This is a genomic window from Arcticibacterium sp. GJ41-1 (assembly GCF_055808875.1).
In genome coordinates, this window is the sequence record NZ_CM147888.1 from 2,133,000 (window position 1) to 2,149,826 (window position 16,827).

The 16,827-nt window shown below is 37.5% G+C and carries 17 protein-coding genes; 4 read left to right on the plus strand and 13 right to left on the minus strand.

Annotated elements, in window-relative coordinates:
- Positions 1-16: 16 nt before the first annotated feature.
- Both AC0L6O_RS08625 and AC0L6O_RS08630 read right to left on the minus strand, forming a co-directional pair.
- Complete coding sequence (locus AC0L6O_RS08625) at positions 17-925, minus strand: alpha/beta hydrolase (RefSeq protein WP_473307844.1); 909 nt, start codon at positions 923-925, stop codon at positions 17-19.
- A gap of 3 nt (positions 926-928) precedes the next feature.
- Positions 929-1,717, minus strand: coding sequence for a polysaccharide deacetylase family protein (locus AC0L6O_RS08630; RefSeq protein WP_473307846.1), 789 nt, complete (start codon positions 1,715-1,717; stop codon positions 929-931).
- Between the two features lie 361 nt (positions 1,718-2,078).
- On the opposite strand from AC0L6O_RS08630, the gene AC0L6O_RS08635 reads away from it, so the two are divergent.
- Positions 2,079-2,519 (plus strand): hypothetical protein, encoded by a 441-nt coding sequence (locus tag AC0L6O_RS08635; RefSeq protein WP_473307848.1) that lies wholly within the window; start codon positions 2,079-2,081, stop codon positions 2,517-2,519.
- 76 nt (positions 2,520-2,595) lie between these two features.
- Here the strand turns inward: AC0L6O_RS08635 and hxpB are convergent, their stop codons facing one another.
- From hxpB to bshA, 4 genes are read right to left on the minus strand one after another with little or no spacing between them, the layout of a single operon-like run.
- The gene (gene hxpB, locus AC0L6O_RS08640) at positions 2,596-3,261 is read right to left on the minus strand and encodes a hexitol phosphatase HxpB (RefSeq protein WP_473307850.1); all 666 of its coding nucleotides are present in this window, start codon (positions 3,259-3,261) and stop codon (positions 2,596-2,598) included.
- Between the two features lie 3 nt (positions 3,262-3,264).
- Entirely contained in the window at positions 3,265-5,046 is a 1,782-nt protein-coding gene (locus AC0L6O_RS08645; RefSeq protein WP_473307852.1) for an ABC transporter ATP-binding protein, read from the minus strand.
- Positions 5,043-6,359 (minus strand): NAD(P)/FAD-dependent oxidoreductase, encoded by a 1,317-nt coding sequence (locus AC0L6O_RS08650; RefSeq protein ID WP_473307854.1) that lies wholly within the window; start codon positions 6,357-6,359, stop codon positions 5,043-5,045. The genes AC0L6O_RS08645 and AC0L6O_RS08650 overlap by 4 nt, the downstream gene beginning before the upstream one ends.
- Positions 6,360-6,395: 36 nt before the next feature.
- Complete coding sequence (gene bshA / locus AC0L6O_RS08655; RefSeq protein WP_473307856.1) at positions 6,396-7,535, minus strand: N-acetyl-alpha-D-glucosaminyl L-malate synthase BshA; 1,140 nt, start codon at positions 7,533-7,535, stop codon at positions 6,396-6,398.
- Between the two features lie 170 nt (positions 7,536-7,705).
- Between bshA and AC0L6O_RS08660 the strand changes: the two genes are divergently transcribed.
- Positions 7,706-8,554, plus strand: coding sequence for a geranylgeranylglycerol-phosphate geranylgeranyltransferase (locus tag AC0L6O_RS08660; RefSeq protein ID WP_111371989.1), 849 nt, complete (start codon positions 7,706-7,708; stop codon positions 8,552-8,554).
- 25 nt (positions 8,555-8,579) lie between these two features.
- Positions 8,580-9,152, plus strand: coding sequence for a phosphoribosylglycinamide formyltransferase (gene purN / locus AC0L6O_RS08665; RefSeq protein ID WP_473307858.1), 573 nt, complete (start codon positions 8,580-8,582; stop codon positions 9,150-9,152).
- Here purN and AC0L6O_RS08670 read toward each other — a convergent pair.
- Entirely contained in the window at positions 9,149-9,958 is an 810-nt protein-coding gene (locus AC0L6O_RS08670) for a DUF4422 domain-containing protein (RefSeq protein ID WP_473308507.1), read from the minus strand. The genes purN and AC0L6O_RS08670 overlap by 4 nt on opposite strands.
- Before the next feature lie 175 nt (positions 9,959-10,133).
- On the opposite strand from AC0L6O_RS08670, the gene AC0L6O_RS08675 reads away from it, so the two are divergent.
- The gene (locus AC0L6O_RS08675) at positions 10,134-10,943 is read left to right on the plus strand and encodes an FkbM family methyltransferase (protein ID WP_473307860.1); all 810 of its coding nucleotides are present in this window, start codon (positions 10,134-10,136) and stop codon (positions 10,941-10,943) included.
- Between the two features lie 323 nt (positions 10,944-11,266).
- Here AC0L6O_RS08675 and AC0L6O_RS08680 read toward each other — a convergent pair whose 3' ends face one another.
- From AC0L6O_RS08680 to AC0L6O_RS08705, 6 genes are all read right to left on the minus strand, one after another.
- Entirely contained in the window at positions 11,267-12,106 is an 840-nt protein-coding gene (locus tag AC0L6O_RS08680) for a hypothetical protein (protein ID WP_473307862.1), read from the minus strand.
- 191 nt (positions 12,107-12,297) lie between these two features.
- Positions 12,298-13,191, minus strand: a complete 894-nt coding sequence (locus AC0L6O_RS08685) for a sugar phosphate isomerase/epimerase family protein (RefSeq protein WP_473307864.1) — start codon at positions 13,189-13,191, stop codon at positions 12,298-12,300.
- A gap of 16 nt (positions 13,192-13,207) precedes the next feature.
- On the minus strand, positions 13,208-14,002 hold the full coding sequence (locus tag AC0L6O_RS08690) for an SDR family NAD(P)-dependent oxidoreductase (protein ID WP_473307866.1): 795 nt from the start codon (positions 14,000-14,002) through the stop codon (positions 13,208-13,210).
- A gap of 1 nt (position 14,003) precedes the next feature.
- Positions 14,004-15,029: a zinc-binding dehydrogenase gene (locus AC0L6O_RS08695; RefSeq protein WP_473307868.1), complete on the minus strand. Its 1,026-nt coding sequence runs from the start codon at positions 15,027-15,029 to the stop codon at positions 14,004-14,006.
- A 31-nt stretch (positions 15,030-15,060) separates the two neighbouring features.
- Positions 15,061-15,753, minus strand: a complete 693-nt coding sequence (locus tag AC0L6O_RS08700; protein WP_473307869.1) for an orotidine 5'-phosphate decarboxylase / HUMPS family protein — start codon at positions 15,751-15,753, stop codon at positions 15,061-15,063.
- Positions 15,754-15,950: 197 nt separating this feature from the next.
- On the minus strand, positions 15,951-16,787 hold the full coding sequence (locus AC0L6O_RS08705) for a type IV pili methyl-accepting chemotaxis transducer N-terminal domain-containing protein (protein ID WP_473308508.1): 837 nt from the start codon (positions 16,785-16,787) through the stop codon (positions 15,951-15,953).
- Positions 16,788-16,827: the final 40 nt, after the last annotated feature.

The window sequence follows — 16,827 nt, forward strand, 5'->3', positions numbered from 1 at the left end:
AATGTTTTTTAGGGTATTATTTAGCGATGTATTCACTTTTTTGCATCCATTGAAACAATGGCTGCATCCACTCCGATGGAGGAATTGAGAGTACAAAACCATGATTTCCTTTAGGGTAAAGGTGCATTTCTGAAAGTACTTTGTTTTTTACCAAGTTTTCATAAAACCTGATGCTATTTGCCACAGGCACCACGGTATCATCGCCCGTATGAGTTAGCCAAGTAGGAGGGGTGTTTTCATTTACTTGCTGGTCGTTTGAAAATAGGTCTAGCTTTTCTTGGCCAGGATTTTCTCCTAGTAGTAGTCTTCTAGAGCCGCCATGTGCTAAACCATCTTGCATGCTAATTACAGGATATATTAGAATCATGAAGTCAGGTCTTAGTGAAGTTTTCTCCATATTTGGAATGTATGATTTATTGAAATGTGTTCCTGCTGTAGAAGCTAAGTGTCCACCGGCTGAAAAACCCATGATACCGATGTTGTTTGTGTCAATGTTCCATTCGGCGGCACGCTCTCTTACCGTTTTTATAGCTTGCTGAGCATCTTGCAATGGCCCTATAGAGGTGTCGTGCATGATAGAATCGCTAGGTAGTCTGTATTTTAATAAGAAAACAGCTACGCCTTCTGCGTTAAAGGCTTTGGCTATTTCCGTGCCTTCTCTTCTGTAGCTTTCCATGGCGTAGCCACCACCGGGGCAAAGGATTACGGCAGCCTTTTTATCATTAGGTTTTTCTGGTAGGAAAATTTCTAAGGTAGGTTCTGATACTTTCCAGTAACCCACAAAAAGTCCTTTGTCACTCCTTTTTACCTCTTGCATTTTATAAGGTTTGCTGTTAGGAATTTCTCCATTATAAAGCGAAATTACGTTTTGTGAAATTGCCGTAAATCCTGCAAGAAGAAGGAATAAGAGAAGCGTTTTTTTCATGGTTTAATTGTTTGATTTTTTTGAAAAGTCTGGTTGAATAAGTTCTTTGGCTTTTTTGACGTCAATGTATGCTGTTAAATCCTTCATTGAAATAAGGGTGAAATCATTTTTGGAAAGGTAGTCTAAATATTCTTCAAAAAGCTCTGGTGGGGTGTTGACCCAAGGGTGTTCTATATCAGGTACTCCATGAATGGTCAAAATCACTATTTTCCCATCTTTGGCTTTACTAAAAGCTTCATAAATCTCTGATTTGTTTTCAGAATCCATTGCCCAGCTGGGCACTAAAAAAGGATGGTCTGTTTCTGGGTCGTAGGCTCTGCTTCCGCCTGCACGGGCAAATACATATTGCTGCTTTTCTAATGTTTTTAAAGAGGCTGGACTTAAACTGTAACCGGGGTAGGCAAAGTTTTTAGGAATAGGCATTCCCAAAGATTTACATTTGTTTTCGATGTAGTCTAGCTCTGTTATGAATTCATCTTCTGTAAGTTTGCTGACGCCTCGGTGTGTACGTGTATGATTGGCTACTTCAAAACCCATACGGTCTAATTCCTTTATTTGACGCCAGTTCATGTATTTGCTGCTGTCTTGATAGTTTGGAGGGAATTCACACACAAAAAAGGTAGCACCAAAACCATACTTTTTGAGCAAAGGAGCCACTACACCATAATGACTTGCAGGACCATCATCAAAGGTCAGGACAACTAACTTATCTGGAATCTCTTTCTTAATTATTTGGGAATTGACCTGAGTACTACAAACAATTAGAAGCACTAAGGCGAGGTAACTTTTCATTAATTTTTATCATAGGGTATTACGTGATTAAAATTAAGAAAGAAATTGACAAGGACTGTCATAGGTTGGCTGAGATTGCTCCGCTTTAAACAAGAAAAAGCTTCCGAAGTCTCGGAAGCTCTTGTCTAACCCCTAAAATAAACCACTATTTTAAGATTTTATATAGCTAGGTTTTTAACCCATGTATAATCTGTGTTGGAATTACATGCATATAACGCAGAAAGGGTGGTGAGATGTTGTATGAAATCCTATATTTTATTTAACGGTTGAGTTATTAACAATCGTTAACAATAGGCTAAGCAAACCTTCCTAGTCAGCAGGCATCTAAGAGGTATATCTTTCAATTTTAACAATTACAATTATGAAAAAGCTAATAACACTAATCGCCGTAATGACCATGATAGTAAGTACTAGTATGGCACAGTATCAAAACAAAGGTTACAAAGGAGGCGACACCTATGCCAGTAATAAATATTCAAAGAATTATGGCAATAATAATAAAAGCAATGCTCGAGAAATAGATTCCTTCCAAAGGCAAGCCCGCGAAAGCATTGCTCAAGGAATAGTGGCAGGAACTATAAATTCGAATGAAGCTAGAAAGCTTTTGGTGGTAGCTGAAAAAATAGAGGCAAAGGAAAATAAATTTCTAAGAAATGGCAGATTGACAGGGCGTGAGAGCAACGAGCTTAAAAGGGATATTGATTCTTTGAATAAAATGATAAGAAGAGAAAAACGTGATAGAGACGTGGCAAACGTAGATAGAAATAATAGATATAGTAGAGGAGTGAATTACAGAAGGTAATTCGGGCCTAAAGAATTGAGTAATAGTTTTGAGTAAATGTTAAACGGGCAGCCCTTTGGGTTGCCTGTTTTTTTGTTTAACTATTAAATAGTCCTGATATGTTTTCCAACGAAGAAGTTTTCAGGTTGGCTATGTCAAATTTTGATTGCTCAAATTCTTCTTTTCCAGGTACTGCTATAACTTGTGCCCCAGATGCTACTGCACCTTTAACACCGTTAAAAGAATCTTCCAAAATCAAACAATGCTCTATAGGCGTATTTAACTTTCTAGCAACGGTCAAATAAACAGCAGGGTCAGGTTTGTTAAACTTTTCTAGTTCGGCAGAATGATAAAATTCAAACTTAGATGTCAGCTCAAATTTTTCTAAAACCATTTTAATCATATCCATTGGCGAAGCCGAAGCTAGGCCAATTTTAAAGCCTTTGGCTTTAGCCCAAGCAAGCGTTTCTAAAACGCCGGGCATAAGAGGAGCTGTTTCTTTGATGGCTTTAGTGGCTTCGGCAAATAACTCAGTTTCCATGCCCATGAAATCTGGATTATCCCAAGGTTTTATGGCGTACCAGTATTGAATAACATCTTTAACAGGTTTTCCGGTGGTTTCAATGCACTGCTCCGTGGTAAGATTTAAACCTACTTTGCCAAAGACAACTTTCTCGGCAATGTGCCAGCAAGGTTCAGAATTAACCAATAAGCCATCCATGTCAAATATGACAGCTTTAACTTTTGAGATATCAATAGCCATATTTTATGCTTCTTCAGTGCTTAGTTGTTTGTCGTAAAGCTCTTTATAAACGCCATTTTTAGCCATAAGGTCTTCATGAGAACCTTCTTCTACTATAGCACCTTCGTCTAGTACTATGATGTTTTGAGCCAATTTGGCGGAGCTAACTCTGTGCGAAATAATGATAGACGTTCTGTCTTGCATGATTCGCTCTAGATTCCCTAGAATGATATTTTCTGTATTGGTATCTACAGCAGAAAGACAATCGTCTAAGATTAAGATTTTTGGCTCTCTTACTATGGCTCTTGCAATGGATAATCGCTGTTTTTGACCACCAGAAAGGGTTACACCTCGTTCGCCAATTTCAGTATCAAAACCTTTCTCAAACTCAATAATGTTTTGATATAAATCGGCATCTTTTGTGGCTTGTATGATAGCTTCATGAGCTATTTCTGGGCTGCCAAACCTAACGTTATTGGCTATCGTATCCGAAAATAGGAATACATCCTGCGGTACGTAGCCCATTTGAGAACGTAAGTTTTGGATATTATAATCCTTAATGTTTCTATGGTCAATGCTGATGTCTCCCGAGGAAGTGTCATACATACGTAAAAGCAAGTTTGCCAAAGTACTTTTACCAGAACCCGTGGTTCCAAGAATAGCAACAGACTCTCCTGGGGCAATTTCAAGATTGAAATCTTTTAAGGCATGAATGCCAGAATCAGGATAAGTGAAATTTACATTTTCAAAAGAAATAGCACCTTCAATGTCTGCTTTGAGGTTTACCTCTGAAACTATATCGTTTTTAATAGCAAGGTATTCGTTAATTCTCTCTTGTGATGCAGCTGCTTGCTGAATTTGACTGGTAGTCCAGCCTAAGGCTATCAGTGGCCATGTTAGCATGAAAACATACATGATAAACTCCGTGATATTTCCTGGCGTAAGTGTTCCGGCAATGATTTCTTGTCCACCCACAAAAACGCAAATAACGGTACTCAAACCAATCAAAAACATAACCAATGGGAAGAACATGGCGTCTATCTTGGTAAGGTCTAATTGCTTATCGCGGTACATGTTACTTTCTACCTTAAAACGCTCCCAAGAGCTCTTTTCCATGGCAAAAGCTTTTAAAACTCTAATGCCACTAAAGGCTTCTTGAACGTAATTTGATAATTTAGATAGACTTTTCTGAATCAATGCAGAGCGTTTGTTTACCCTACTACTCACCATGAAAATACTGATAGAGAGTATAGGCATTGGTAACAAAACCCACCAAGTAAGTCTGGCGTTTACAGAGAACATATAGCTCAAAATAAGCACCACCAAAGTCACCATGTTAAGTAAATACATGATAGATGGGCCAATGTACATTCTCACTTTTCCTACATCTTCAGACACGCGGGTCATTAAATCTCCCGTGGAATGCTGTCTGTAAAAGCTGAGTGGCAATGTTTGATAATGTTGGAAAATCTCATTTTTCATGTCATACTCAATATGACGCGACATCACTATTAACGTTTGACGAACCAGAAAAAGAAAAAGACCTTTTAAAATGGCCATTCCTAAAATCAAGAAACCGTATACGCTAAGGCTGTAAATGAAAACATCGTACATGCTTTTTTGCACCTGGGTGCCGCTATACATAAAGTAGATGTCAATATTCTCTTTTACCAAATCTAAAGCATGACGTACTACCTGTGCTGGCACTACACCAAAAACGTTAGATATAAGCGTAAACAGCGTACCCAAAATGAGGTACCATTTATACTTAAGAAGGTATTTATTAAGATGAGCTAGGTTTTTCATTCAGGATTTTGCGTACTACTAAAAATGTTCTTTTTGCCAAATTTCATAATTGGCTTAATAATTAAACGGAGCGACTGGTCATACGTAACGTAGTTCCAAACCCAGTTTATAAATATCAGAAGTTTGTTTTTTATACCTAGGATAGAGAAAAGGTGCACCACCATCCAAACGTACCAGGCAAAAGTACCTTGAAAACGCCAGAAAGGAAGGTCAACTACTGCAAGATGTCTTCCTACTGTGGCCATAGAGCCTAAATCCTTGTATTTAAAAGGTTTTGTTTTTTCTCCTTTTATGATTTGGTAAAGATTATCTGCCAATAACTCTCCCTGCTGAATAGCCGGCTGAGCTACCATTGGGTGGCCATAAGGCAGTTCTTCAGAAGTCATTTGGGCTATATCGCCAATAGCAAAAATGTCATCATAAGAAGCTACTTGATTAATATCATTGACGGTAAGTCTTCCATTTCTGGTGTAAGACGTTTCTTCTATACCTTCAATTTTGTTGCTCTTAATTCCGGCAGCCCAAACCACGTTGTTAGTTCTTATTTTTGCTCCTTTATTGGTAACGGCATATCTGCCGTCAAAATCCACTATTCGCTCACCAATTCGGAGTTCAACCCCTAAATCTTCTAGGTAATCTTTTCCTTTTTCGGCGGCTTGGTCAGACATGCTCGGTAAAACGCCTTTGGAAGATTGAAAGAGGTAGATTTTCATGTTTTCAAAATCTAACTCAGGATAATCTTTTGGAAGGATAATTTTACGCATTTCTGCCAATGTTCCAGAAATCTCAACGCCAGTAGGACCACCGCCTACCACTACTACAGACATCATTCCTTCTTGTTCCTCTCGATTGGGTTCAGAAAGAGCCTCTTCAAAGTTTTGCAGCACTCTATTTCTAAGGTAGATAGCCTCCGAAATAGATTTCATAGGCATGGCATTTTTCATGATGTTTTCCATGCCATAATAGTTGGTGTCGGCTCCCATGGCCAATACCAAATAATCATAGTTTATAACGCCAATGTCTGTGCTGAGTTGTTTTATCTCAGTGTCTACCGAGTTTACCGAAGTAATTCGGATATGAGCATTACTCTGATTTTGAAAAATCTTGCGTAGCGGAAAAGAAATAGAGCTAGGCTCCAAACCTGCCATGGCTACTTGATAAAACAAGGGCTGAAACTGATGGTAGTTGTTTTTGTCAATCAAGACTACCTGCACATCTTTTTTGCAAAGTTTTTGAGCAATAGCCAATCCTCCGAAACCTGCTCCAACTATGACAACTCGCTTTTGATTAGTTTCTGGAATATTTGCAAACATAAATGCGTATCTGTTTCTAAACTTTATTCTCTGGTTTTATAGGTCGGCTGCGGCTACCTTGTCAATTATCTTTTGATAATATGCTTCGTATTGTGGTACCACATTTTTGATGTCAAACTCTTTTGCTTTTGCTAAGGCATTTGCCTTAAACGTGTCGAGGTTTTCGTCAGCCAATACAAATAACGCGTTTTTTGCCATATCATCCACATCGCCAATCTCACTCATAAAACCTGTTACACCTTGAATATTAACCTCTGGAATACCACCTGCATTAGACGTGATAATAGGTACTTGACAAGCCATAGCTTCCAATGCTGCCAATCCAAAGCTCTCTTTTTCAGAAGGCATAAAAAACAAATCAGCTACAGAAAGTACTTCTTCTATGGCGTCTAGCTTTCCTATGAATCTAATGTCGTCGCATAGCTCCATGTCTCTACACATTTTTTCCATTTTGACCCTTTCAGGGCCATCGCCTATAAGAAGTAGTTTGGAAGGTACTTTTCCTTTGATTTTACCGAAGGTTTTAATAATGTCACCTATTCTTTTAACTTTTCTAAAGTTGGAAATATGAACCAAAAGTTTTTCTCCTTCGGGGCAAATTATCTTTTTGAAGTGGTCTTTCTGCTGTTTGTGAAAACGCGTCATATCCACAAAATTTGGAATAACCTCTATCTCATTGGTAATGTCAAAAGTGCTAAGCGTTTCTTGTTTCAATGAATCAGAAACAGCGGTAACACCGTCAGATTTATTAATACTGAAATTAACCATTGGTTTGTAGGTTCTATCTCTACCTACCACTGTAATGTCAGTACCGTGTAGTGTCGTCACTACAGGAATTTTTATACCATGTGTTTTAAGAATTTCTTTAGCCAAAAATGCCGAAGTAGCATGCGGAATGGCATAATGTACATGAAGCAGGTCTAATTTTTCATACCTAACCACATCTACCATCTTGCTGGCAAGAGCTGACTCGTAAGGCGGATACTGGAAAAGAGGGTAATCTGAAATGTTTACCTCGTGATAAAAAAGATTTTCATTGAAGAAATCTAGTCTGATGGGCTGGGTGTAGGTCATGAAATGAACCTGATGCCCGTTTTGTGCTAATTGTTTTCCTAGTTCTGTGGCGATTACACCACTTCCACCAAATGTGGGATAGCAAACTATACCTATTCTCATTTTTTTTGTTTTGAGCCTTGAAGATGAATGAACTTGCGATTAAAAAATTAAGTTCTTCATCTATTCATGCTGTACTAACGTTAGAGGACATTCAATTAATTCCAAGAATTGCACGTTAGTCGTATTAAATTATCAATTTCGTGTTTTAAATCAATAGCTAACCGTTTCTAATGCTCCTAGTTTTAAAATTTCTTGAGCTTATTCGTTGGAAAAACCTGCTGATTATTGTGCTTACGCAATATGCAGCCAGAATCTTCTTAGTAGGGAAGGGGCAAGCGGTTATGGAGGCTGTTTTAGATGAAAAACAATTTCTGATTACGCTTTGCACCGTTTTGGTAGCTGCGGCAGGTTATATTATTAATGATTATTTTGATATTAAAATAGACCAAGTCAATAAGCCAGAAGAGGTGGTAATAGGCCGTTTTATACGTCGCAGGCATGCCATGTTTGCACACCAGTTTTTAAATATTTCGGCAGCGGTTATTTCCTTTACCATAAGTTTTAAGGTTTTTGTAATTAATGTTTTGGCCATGACATTACTCTGGGTTTATGCCAGTGTGTTTAAGAAAAAACCATTTATAGGTAATTTTATGGTGGCTGGGCTTACAGGAGCGTCTTTGGTGGTGATGGCCGTTTACTATACCGATAATGATTTGCTCATAAACATTTATGCCCTTTTTGCTTTCGGAATCACGCTTATTAGAGAGATAATTAAGGATATAGAAGATATAAGAGGCGATAAGAAGTTTGGAAGTACCACGCTTCCTATTATTTGGGGAATCAGAAGAACCAAGTATTTACTTTTCATATTTATGTTTTGGTTTGTGACTGCTGTGATTTCTATGGGCGTAGCTTTGCAAAACAAAAAACTGCTTATCGCTTTTGTTCTTTTGGGAATTCCCTTCTTTTATATGGCATATCGTCTTTATTTTGCAGACAGAAAAAAGCATTTTGCTCAATTAAGCTTCTGGTCTAAAGTGGTGATGATTTTGGGGATTTTGAGTATGATGTTTGTTTAAGAATCGTTTGAATTTAGCGTTTTATATGACTAAGAAAATTGCAATTTTTGCTTCAGGAGGAGGGTCAAATGCAGAGGCCATTGTTGATTATTTTAAGAATAATGAGGAAGTAGAAATTAGCTACTTTTTGACAAATAAAGCTGACGCTGGAGTTATAAAAAGAGGAAGGAAATTGAATATTCCTACGCTCGTTTTTTCAAAGAAAAATTTTGTAGAGTCGGAGCGGGTTGTCGATTTTCTGAAGAGTCAAAATATTGATTTAGTAGTTCTTGCTGGTTTTCTATGGTTAATTCCAAGCTCCTTGATACAGGCTTTCCCAAATAAGATTGTCAATATTCATCCTGCATTGCTACCTAAATATGGTGGTAAAGGCATGTGGGGGCATCATGTGCATGAGGCTGTAGTGGTCAATAAAGAAAAGGAAAGCGGCATTACTATTCATTATGTCAATGAAAACTATGACGAGGGCGAAACTATATTTCAAGCCACCTGTGGAGTTTCACCAAGTGATAACTCTGAACAAGTAGCTGCCAATGTGCTTAAACTAGAGCATTACCATTTTCCAAGAGTGATAGAAGAAGTTTTGAAGACTGTTTAGCCTTTCATTTTCTTGAATTTCTTAAAATAAATAAGCGGCAGCTCCTTATAGTTTATCTGATGGTGCTCTATCCAGATGGTGATAAGGCGTTCGGATAAGAAGCCGAAAATTCTTTCTTGGTAGCCTGTATATTTTTTGAGGTCAAATGTATCTTCTAGTTTAAAAAGTATATCAAAAAGCCAGGTCATTAGTTCATTGAAAGTGTCATACTTTAGAATGAACATATTATTGGCGAAAAGTCGGTTTCCTTCTAATACCTTTTCAAAACTTGGTATATAGTCTGGATAGTCTTTTTTTAGAATTCTTTCAATAGCGTTTAAATCTTCCAGATTATGATAACGTCTATAATGCTCTTTTATAGTGTATCTAAACTTACGCCTTACTGGCATGATAGCGTCATACTGCTCTAAAATGGCTTTAATCTCAGTAGGGGTAATTATTTTATCTTTCCAGAAATTGACATTTCCTGTATAAATTAAGCCATAGCGTTTTTTGAATAGACCAGCAGGATAATAACTAAGTCGCTTAAGCTTATAAAGAAGAGGCTCTGTTTTAGCAGTAAAATGCCTCCTATAGTGAGTACTGCCAACAATATCAGCTTTTTGATTTTTCCATATCCAGTATAAGCCAGTAAGTTCGCTGTAATACTTGTTCTTATTAGAAATATTGTCGCCAGTGTCGTCAGTTTTGAAATCCGTGACGGAAGCTCTGTTCTGGTTACCAACTAATAAATTGATATGCTCTTCCCCTTGAGAGAGGATAGGGCTGGGGCGAAAATGAAAGATGAATATTTTAATATTGCTAATGTCTTTGACTGCAAAATTGCTTTAAATTTTCTCAAATTCAGCTAATATAAGTGTTTTTTCACTCGGCAATAGTTATTTTCTTTCCTCCCATAATTTGTGAAATTATAAGTAGTTTTACTTTATGAAAGTTAATCCTTTGTACAAGATAATTCCGAAATTTATTAGACTAGAATTATTGAAAAAAAGAGTAGTCGAATATTTATCTAATCAAGAGTTAGATTCAGAAAAGACGATGATTTTAAATCATATCAAGAAAAATGGGCTTGCTGTTTTTCCTTATGACTTTATTCTCAAATATGATTACAGAACTATAAATGTAGAGAAAGACGATGAAAATGGTCTTTTTTATATGATTTGGGAAGGGAAAAGACTCTATTATAAAGATGGGATTAGGAAAACCAGGGCTCAAAAGTACTTTAATGGCTTGCTGCTAGAGCAAGATGTGGAGTCGCCTCATAGGTATTTAACCAAAGACTTTAAACTAAGTAAAGGTGATGTGTTAGTGGACGTAGGGGCGGCGGAAGCAAATTTTACTTTAAGTGCCATAGAAACGATTAAAAAGGCCTATGTTTTTGAGATGGATCCTCAATGGGTAAAAGCTTTAAACGCCACTTTTGCTCCATGGCAGGATAAAGTGGAAATTATCACGAACTATGTATCAGATATTACTGATGAAAAACATATTAGGCTGGATGACTTTTTTAATGAAAACCAGAAAGTAGATTTTATAAAGATGGATGTTGAAGGTGCGGAGTTCAAGGTTTTAAAAGGAGGGAAAAAAACAATTTCGAACCAAGAGAAAATAAGTGTTGCGGTTTGCACTTATCATAATCAGGAAGATGCAGAGGTTCTTGGAAATAAGTTGAAATCTTTAAAGCTTTCAACAGAGTTTTCTGACGGTTATATGCTTTTTCATTATGGTAAAGAGAATGTAGTAAAACCACCATATTTAAGGAAGGGTTTGCTGCGAGGTTGGAAAAACTAACTACCAAAAATAATTTGCCATAAACGGAACAATGTTTAAGCGAGGTCAAATGGTGAAAGCCTAAAATGCGGTAGAAATAAGTCTGATTGTATGTTTAACTTGATGTTTTTACTGAAATGTCAGGCTCCAATGCATACTCCAAGAAATCGATATTTGATTAACCTTGACTAAGAAAGCGGCTGTTCTGGTTACCAAAAGTAAATTGATATGCTCTTCCCCTTGAGAGAGGAGAGGGCTGTGGCGAAAATGAAAGATGAATACTTTAATATTGCTAATGTCTTTGACTGCAAAAACGCTTCATTTTTCTGATAAAAGAGCTTTTATTAGAAAGGCAATATTCGTTTGAAAAATGATTTTTTTCTCGATTTACTATTTTTCTCTAATTCTTCCAGAATCAAATCACTCTTCCATTCTTTAGGGATTTTCATTTTCAGGGTGTTTTCCCATTCTTTTCTTTCGCTGGAAGAGGCATCGTAAAAAACTTTCTTCTTTAGTAAAGGGTAGCCTTTATTGATTATTTCTTTAGGTTTAGTATGAGCAAGGTTTTTAGTATAGTTATTTTCCGTTTCTATGTAAACGTATGGCTTTAGCCCGGCTTTCAAGAGATATTGGCTAAAACCAATTTCCCATTCATTGAAAATAAGTTTTTTTAAGTTTTTTTGGTTTTCTTCTTTAAAAACTGGATTTGCATCAAAGTATTCTAGAAATGTGGAAAGAGCATTGATGGCTAATTCATTCAGTACTATAAAATTATTTTGGACATGATAATTACGATCTTGTGTGGGGAACAAAGGCTTTTCGTTTGAATCTAGCAAACCCCAAAAGTCCACTTCTTGTTTTCTGCCGTCTTTAAAAATGTTGCCAAGGTTCTGTAATAGGATATTGCTGTCGTTTACAATAGCTATTTCGGAGTATTTATTTAAACGCCTAGTAATGGCAAATTTGTAAAACATGCCAAAGTCGTGGCCCTCATTTTTTCCGAAATGAAGACGAACGTTTTCTTTGAAATTAGCTATTACATCAATGTCTCTTTTATTAGTAAGTAACCTTACCTCATCAAAATGAGAAGCAAGTTCATTCACATAAACCTGAACATTATGTGGTATGCAGTTCCGTTCACTATAGTGAATGAATATGCAAATGGTATTTTTTTTTGTTGACACGACTAGTTTGTTTCTGGTAGATATGGTAGGATGCTGAGATTATCGCTATCCTTTAAATCAATTTTATACAATATTGATATAACCTACACTAGTCGTGTTCATTAAGTTTTACTTTTATTTATTATTCGGTAGGTAAGAGAGGCTTGTCATCTCTTATTTTTGGCAAAAAAAAGTAAAACTCTTGTTTTTGTTTATTGGAATTCTGGCCAATATTTTTTGATTTTTTTTCTTAGAAAGGAAACACTTCGTGCCAACTGATCCATACCATCTACACCATCTTCAATACTAATCCATCCATCAAAACCTACCCTTTTAAGTTCAGTGAAAATAGCGTCATAATCATTTAAGCCTTTTCCTATTTCGCCATGGCTTAGTCTTTTTGCGTAACCTACGGAGCCACCTTCTTCGTTTTTCAAATCTTCTATGGTTCCAGAGAGTAAGTATCGGTCGCTGGCATGCATGGTCACCACTCTGTCAGAAACTCTGTAAAGTAACTCTAGCGGGTCTTCTCCTGCTAAAAAGGTATTGCTAGGGTCATAGTTTACACCAAAATTCGGATGGTCAATTTTATTAACCAGTGCACAGAATACGTCCATTTTCTGAGCAAACTCTGGGTACTCCCAAAAATCGTCTTTGTAATGATTTTCTAGAATGAGGGTAATGCCTTTTTCTGCAGCTAATGGCAAACAGGCTTCTATGCAAGCCGCAGCTAAAGACACACCTTCGTCAATACTTAGTTCTGGTCTTCGCTGTCCGCTTAATACTCGGCAGTAAGACCCACCAAGAATGTGAGTCATCTCAATCCATCTTTTCTGTTTTTCTATTTCTTTTTCACGAAAAGCGGCATCAGGGTGCGTGAAATCAGGAGAACAGCAGAGCATAGGAATTGTTTTTCCATGGCTTTCTACTTCTTTTCTAAATTTAGGCCAGTTGCTTTCGTCTTCCATTTCTAGAAAACCTGCGTACCATTCTAAACCACTAATATCTAATTTGACGGCAAGTTCTATCCATTCAGAAACCTTCATAGTACCTTCTTTACAAAGTTCTTGCATAAAGGCTTTTGGGAAAGCTGCGAGTTTGGGCATTTTTTTATTTTTTAGTTTAATTATGAGAACCGTTCCAGGTTTTTGGTAAGTTTCTTCCAATCATGGGAAATTGTTCCCAATCAAATATTTGAGCACTAAGCGGACCACAGTCATCAGAAATCAATAAGCAAGCCGCGGCCGCAATTTCTTCTGGTTTAAAAAGACGTTTAGACGGAGCAAAAATAGATGGGAGCTCTTTATACCAATCGTCTTTCATGCCCTGTTGAGACTTTATGTTTTTCTCATTGTCTGTCAATACCCAGCCTGGGTTTATCTGGTTTACTCTTACTCCTTTTTCTCTAAAAAGACTATCGCCAAGATTTCTTGTCAAGGTCATTAAAGCTCCTTTAGAGATACTGTAGGCCAGTAAATCGGGCTCTCCACCCCAAGCATTGATAGAACCAATGTTTAATACACAACCTCCGTTTTTTGACAGCTCCTCTGATGCGGCTTGAATAATAGCCAAAGGTGCTATGGTATTAACTTCCAAAACATTTTTGAGGAAAGTGCTGTCTGTTGTGTCTAGAGTCGAGGATACTATGGTGGCAGCGTTATTTATGACAACGTCAATTTTTTTATAAGCTTCAAGCGTCTTTTTTACGAGTTGGCTTGGAGCATCAGGGGCTGTAATGTCTATGGTAAGGGCTAGGGCATTTTCAGCCCCAAGCTCTTTAACTAGTTCAATTCCCAGTTCGTGGTCAAGGCCATTTAGTGTTACTTTTCCTCCTTCTTTAACCACCATTTGGGCTATGGCTTTGCCAATACCGGTATAGGAGCCTGTAATTAAGACTACTTTATTTTTTAGTCTCATTTTATACAGGTTTTAGTACACTTTTAATTACTTTTCCAGAGTGCATTTGTTCAAATGCTTCATGCCAGTCTGTGGTTTCCCATACACCGCCAATAATTGGTTTAACATCTAGTTTTTCGCTAGTAAGCAGGGCAAGCACTTTTTCCCAAATAGGCCAGTTATGACTGAAGCTTCCCTGAAGTGTTACGTTCTTTTGGACTAAAGCATCTATTGAAAAGTTTAAGGGCTGTGGTCCCCAACCTACTTTCGTGATTTGACCTTTAGGTCTAACTAAATCAAGTGCTATTTTGAGTGTTTGGCTAATTCCTGCTGCGTCTATCACACAGTCGGCACCTAGTCCATCATATTCGGTTGCCCAAGGTTTGGCATCGCCAATAATAGTGGTGAAACCATAGCTTTTAGCTGTTTCTAACCTGCCTTTGTCAGATTCTAAGCCTACCAAAGCTACATCTGCACCGCATAGCTGAGCCATAGCAGCACATAATATACCTATGGTACCTGGCCCTAATACCACCACGCGGTCTCCTGGACGAATATTAGAGTTCATTACCACGGCATTGTAAGCCACAGAGCATGGCTCTGTTAAGCAAGCTTGTTCAAAAGGAAGACTGTCAGGTACGTGATGGAGGCATCTGGCTGGTACTTTTACGTATTTTGTCATGGCACCGTTTACGCCATAGCCAAAACCTTTTCTGTCTGGGTCTAAGTTGTATAGTCCCTGTCTGTTTAGTGGGCTCGCCTCATTGATTTGGGCGGCAGTTTCACTTACCACTCTATCGCCTTCTTTCCAGTTAGTGACGTTTTTTCCAAGTTCAATAATTCTTCCGCCAAACTCATGGCCAAGAACTACTGGATAGTTTACATGCCAACTGTGGTCTGAAGTCCATTGGTGTAAGTCGCTACCACAAACGCCTACATTCGCTACTTCTAGTAAAACATCACTTTCTCCAATGATGGGTTTTTCTATTTCTCTTATTTCTACACTTCCTTGTTTTGAAGAAAAGTTAACAACGGCTGCTGATTTCATTATGGTGTATTATGGTTTTGGGTTGAATTTATTAGACATTGCCGTAGGCATGAATTTTATCACAGATAAGCCTTAAAGAACTTTCTAAGTCACCTGAGGCTGTTTTGAATGCGTCTGCATCAATGGTTAGAGGAGCACCAAGAACTACTAATGGAGCTCCATAAGATGGACAAGCTATTGCTTGCTCAAGTGATAGTCCACCAACTGCCTGAACGGGCACATTGACGGCATTTACTACCTCTCTTAGTTGGTCAAGAGGATTTGGCATTTTAAGACCTTGAGCAGCTATGCCGCGTCTTTCGTCATAGCCTATATGGTGTATCACGTAGTCACAGCCTAGGTCTTCTAAACGTTTAGCTCCGGCTATCATGTCAGGGCAACCTAAATTGTCTCCCATCACTTCTACACCGTAATCTTTACCTGCTTGTACCACCACTTTTATGGTTTCTTCATGGGCTCTGGCCATCACCACCACGTGTGTGGCTCCAGCTTTTGCCATCATTTCGGCTTCTAAGTAGCCTCCATCCATTGTTTTTAGATCTGCTACTATAGGTATTTTAGGAAAAGCTTCTCTAAGCTTTCTGACGCCATGGAGGCCTTCGGCCAAAATTAAGGGCGTACCGGCTTCAAGCCAGTCTACACCAGCTCTCAAGGCTAGAGCGGCGGTTTCTAGAGCTTCATCAATATTAGTTAAATCCAACGATATTTGGACAATTGGTTTCATGGCTTTATAGGAATAGGTTGAATATTATTAACACAGATAAATAAAAAATAAATAGAATTATTTCCTGAATAATTATCAGTATTTGATATGAAAGTAGGGCTATTTCCTAGTTATGCCAATCGGATAGGACGAAAAATATAGTAAAGGAGGTTTGACTATAACGTATATGTGGTTTGTGTAGATGAAATATATTCCTGTTAAAAAGATTCTTTATTGACTTCGTCTTCTCGCTGAATTTCGTAGGCCTTATCTACAATGCTTTTTATGATTTTGTCTAAGTCATGCGTGCTTTCTTCTAAATGGTCTAGAAGTTGATTTTTCTCACTGTCTATAAGTGTAGGGTCAGTTTTGATGAGATGGCTGATGGCCAGAATGTTAGCCACAGGCTTTCTTACTTCGTGGCTTTGCTGCCAAGCTATTTTTTTCAAAGCCTTGTTTTGCTCTAGCACCTTATTTCTAGATTTTATTAAGGAATTGGCCTGAGGGAAATAAATATAGCGTACCTCTAAAGCAATTATAATAATAGAGATTAAAGCTAAAATGATTTCTAATAAAACTATTCCCGAAACCTTCTCTTGAGATTTCATTTCCATAGCATTAACAATGGCATCCATTTCTTCCAGTAATAATCGCTGATTATTATTAACGCCTTCTAGATTTAGCTCACCGTTCTGTTCAAAATTTGAAATGATATTATCTGCAAAAGTATATCGCTCATTGAGCTTTTGAAGCATTTGAACTATTTCAGGAGATTTAATGCCACTTAGTGATAATTCTTGGCTGCCATGAATAAGTGCTAAATGAGAAGTTTTAGCTAGGTCAAAAGTTTCTTTGAGGGTGTTAAGTTCTATAGATTTTTGTGAAAGTTGATAGAATTGAAGATTAAGCTGCTGGCTAAGCATTCTTTGCCTACCTGCTATGTTAATTTGTTTGGCATCTTGCTTAATGGTAGTTAGGGCATATTGAATCAGGAGCTGATTGAGACAAATTAAACCAATGGTCAGGAAAACCCCTAAAATGTACTTCTTCTTTATATAAGTTAATCAAGTGTGGAAATTAATTAACACAAAAGTA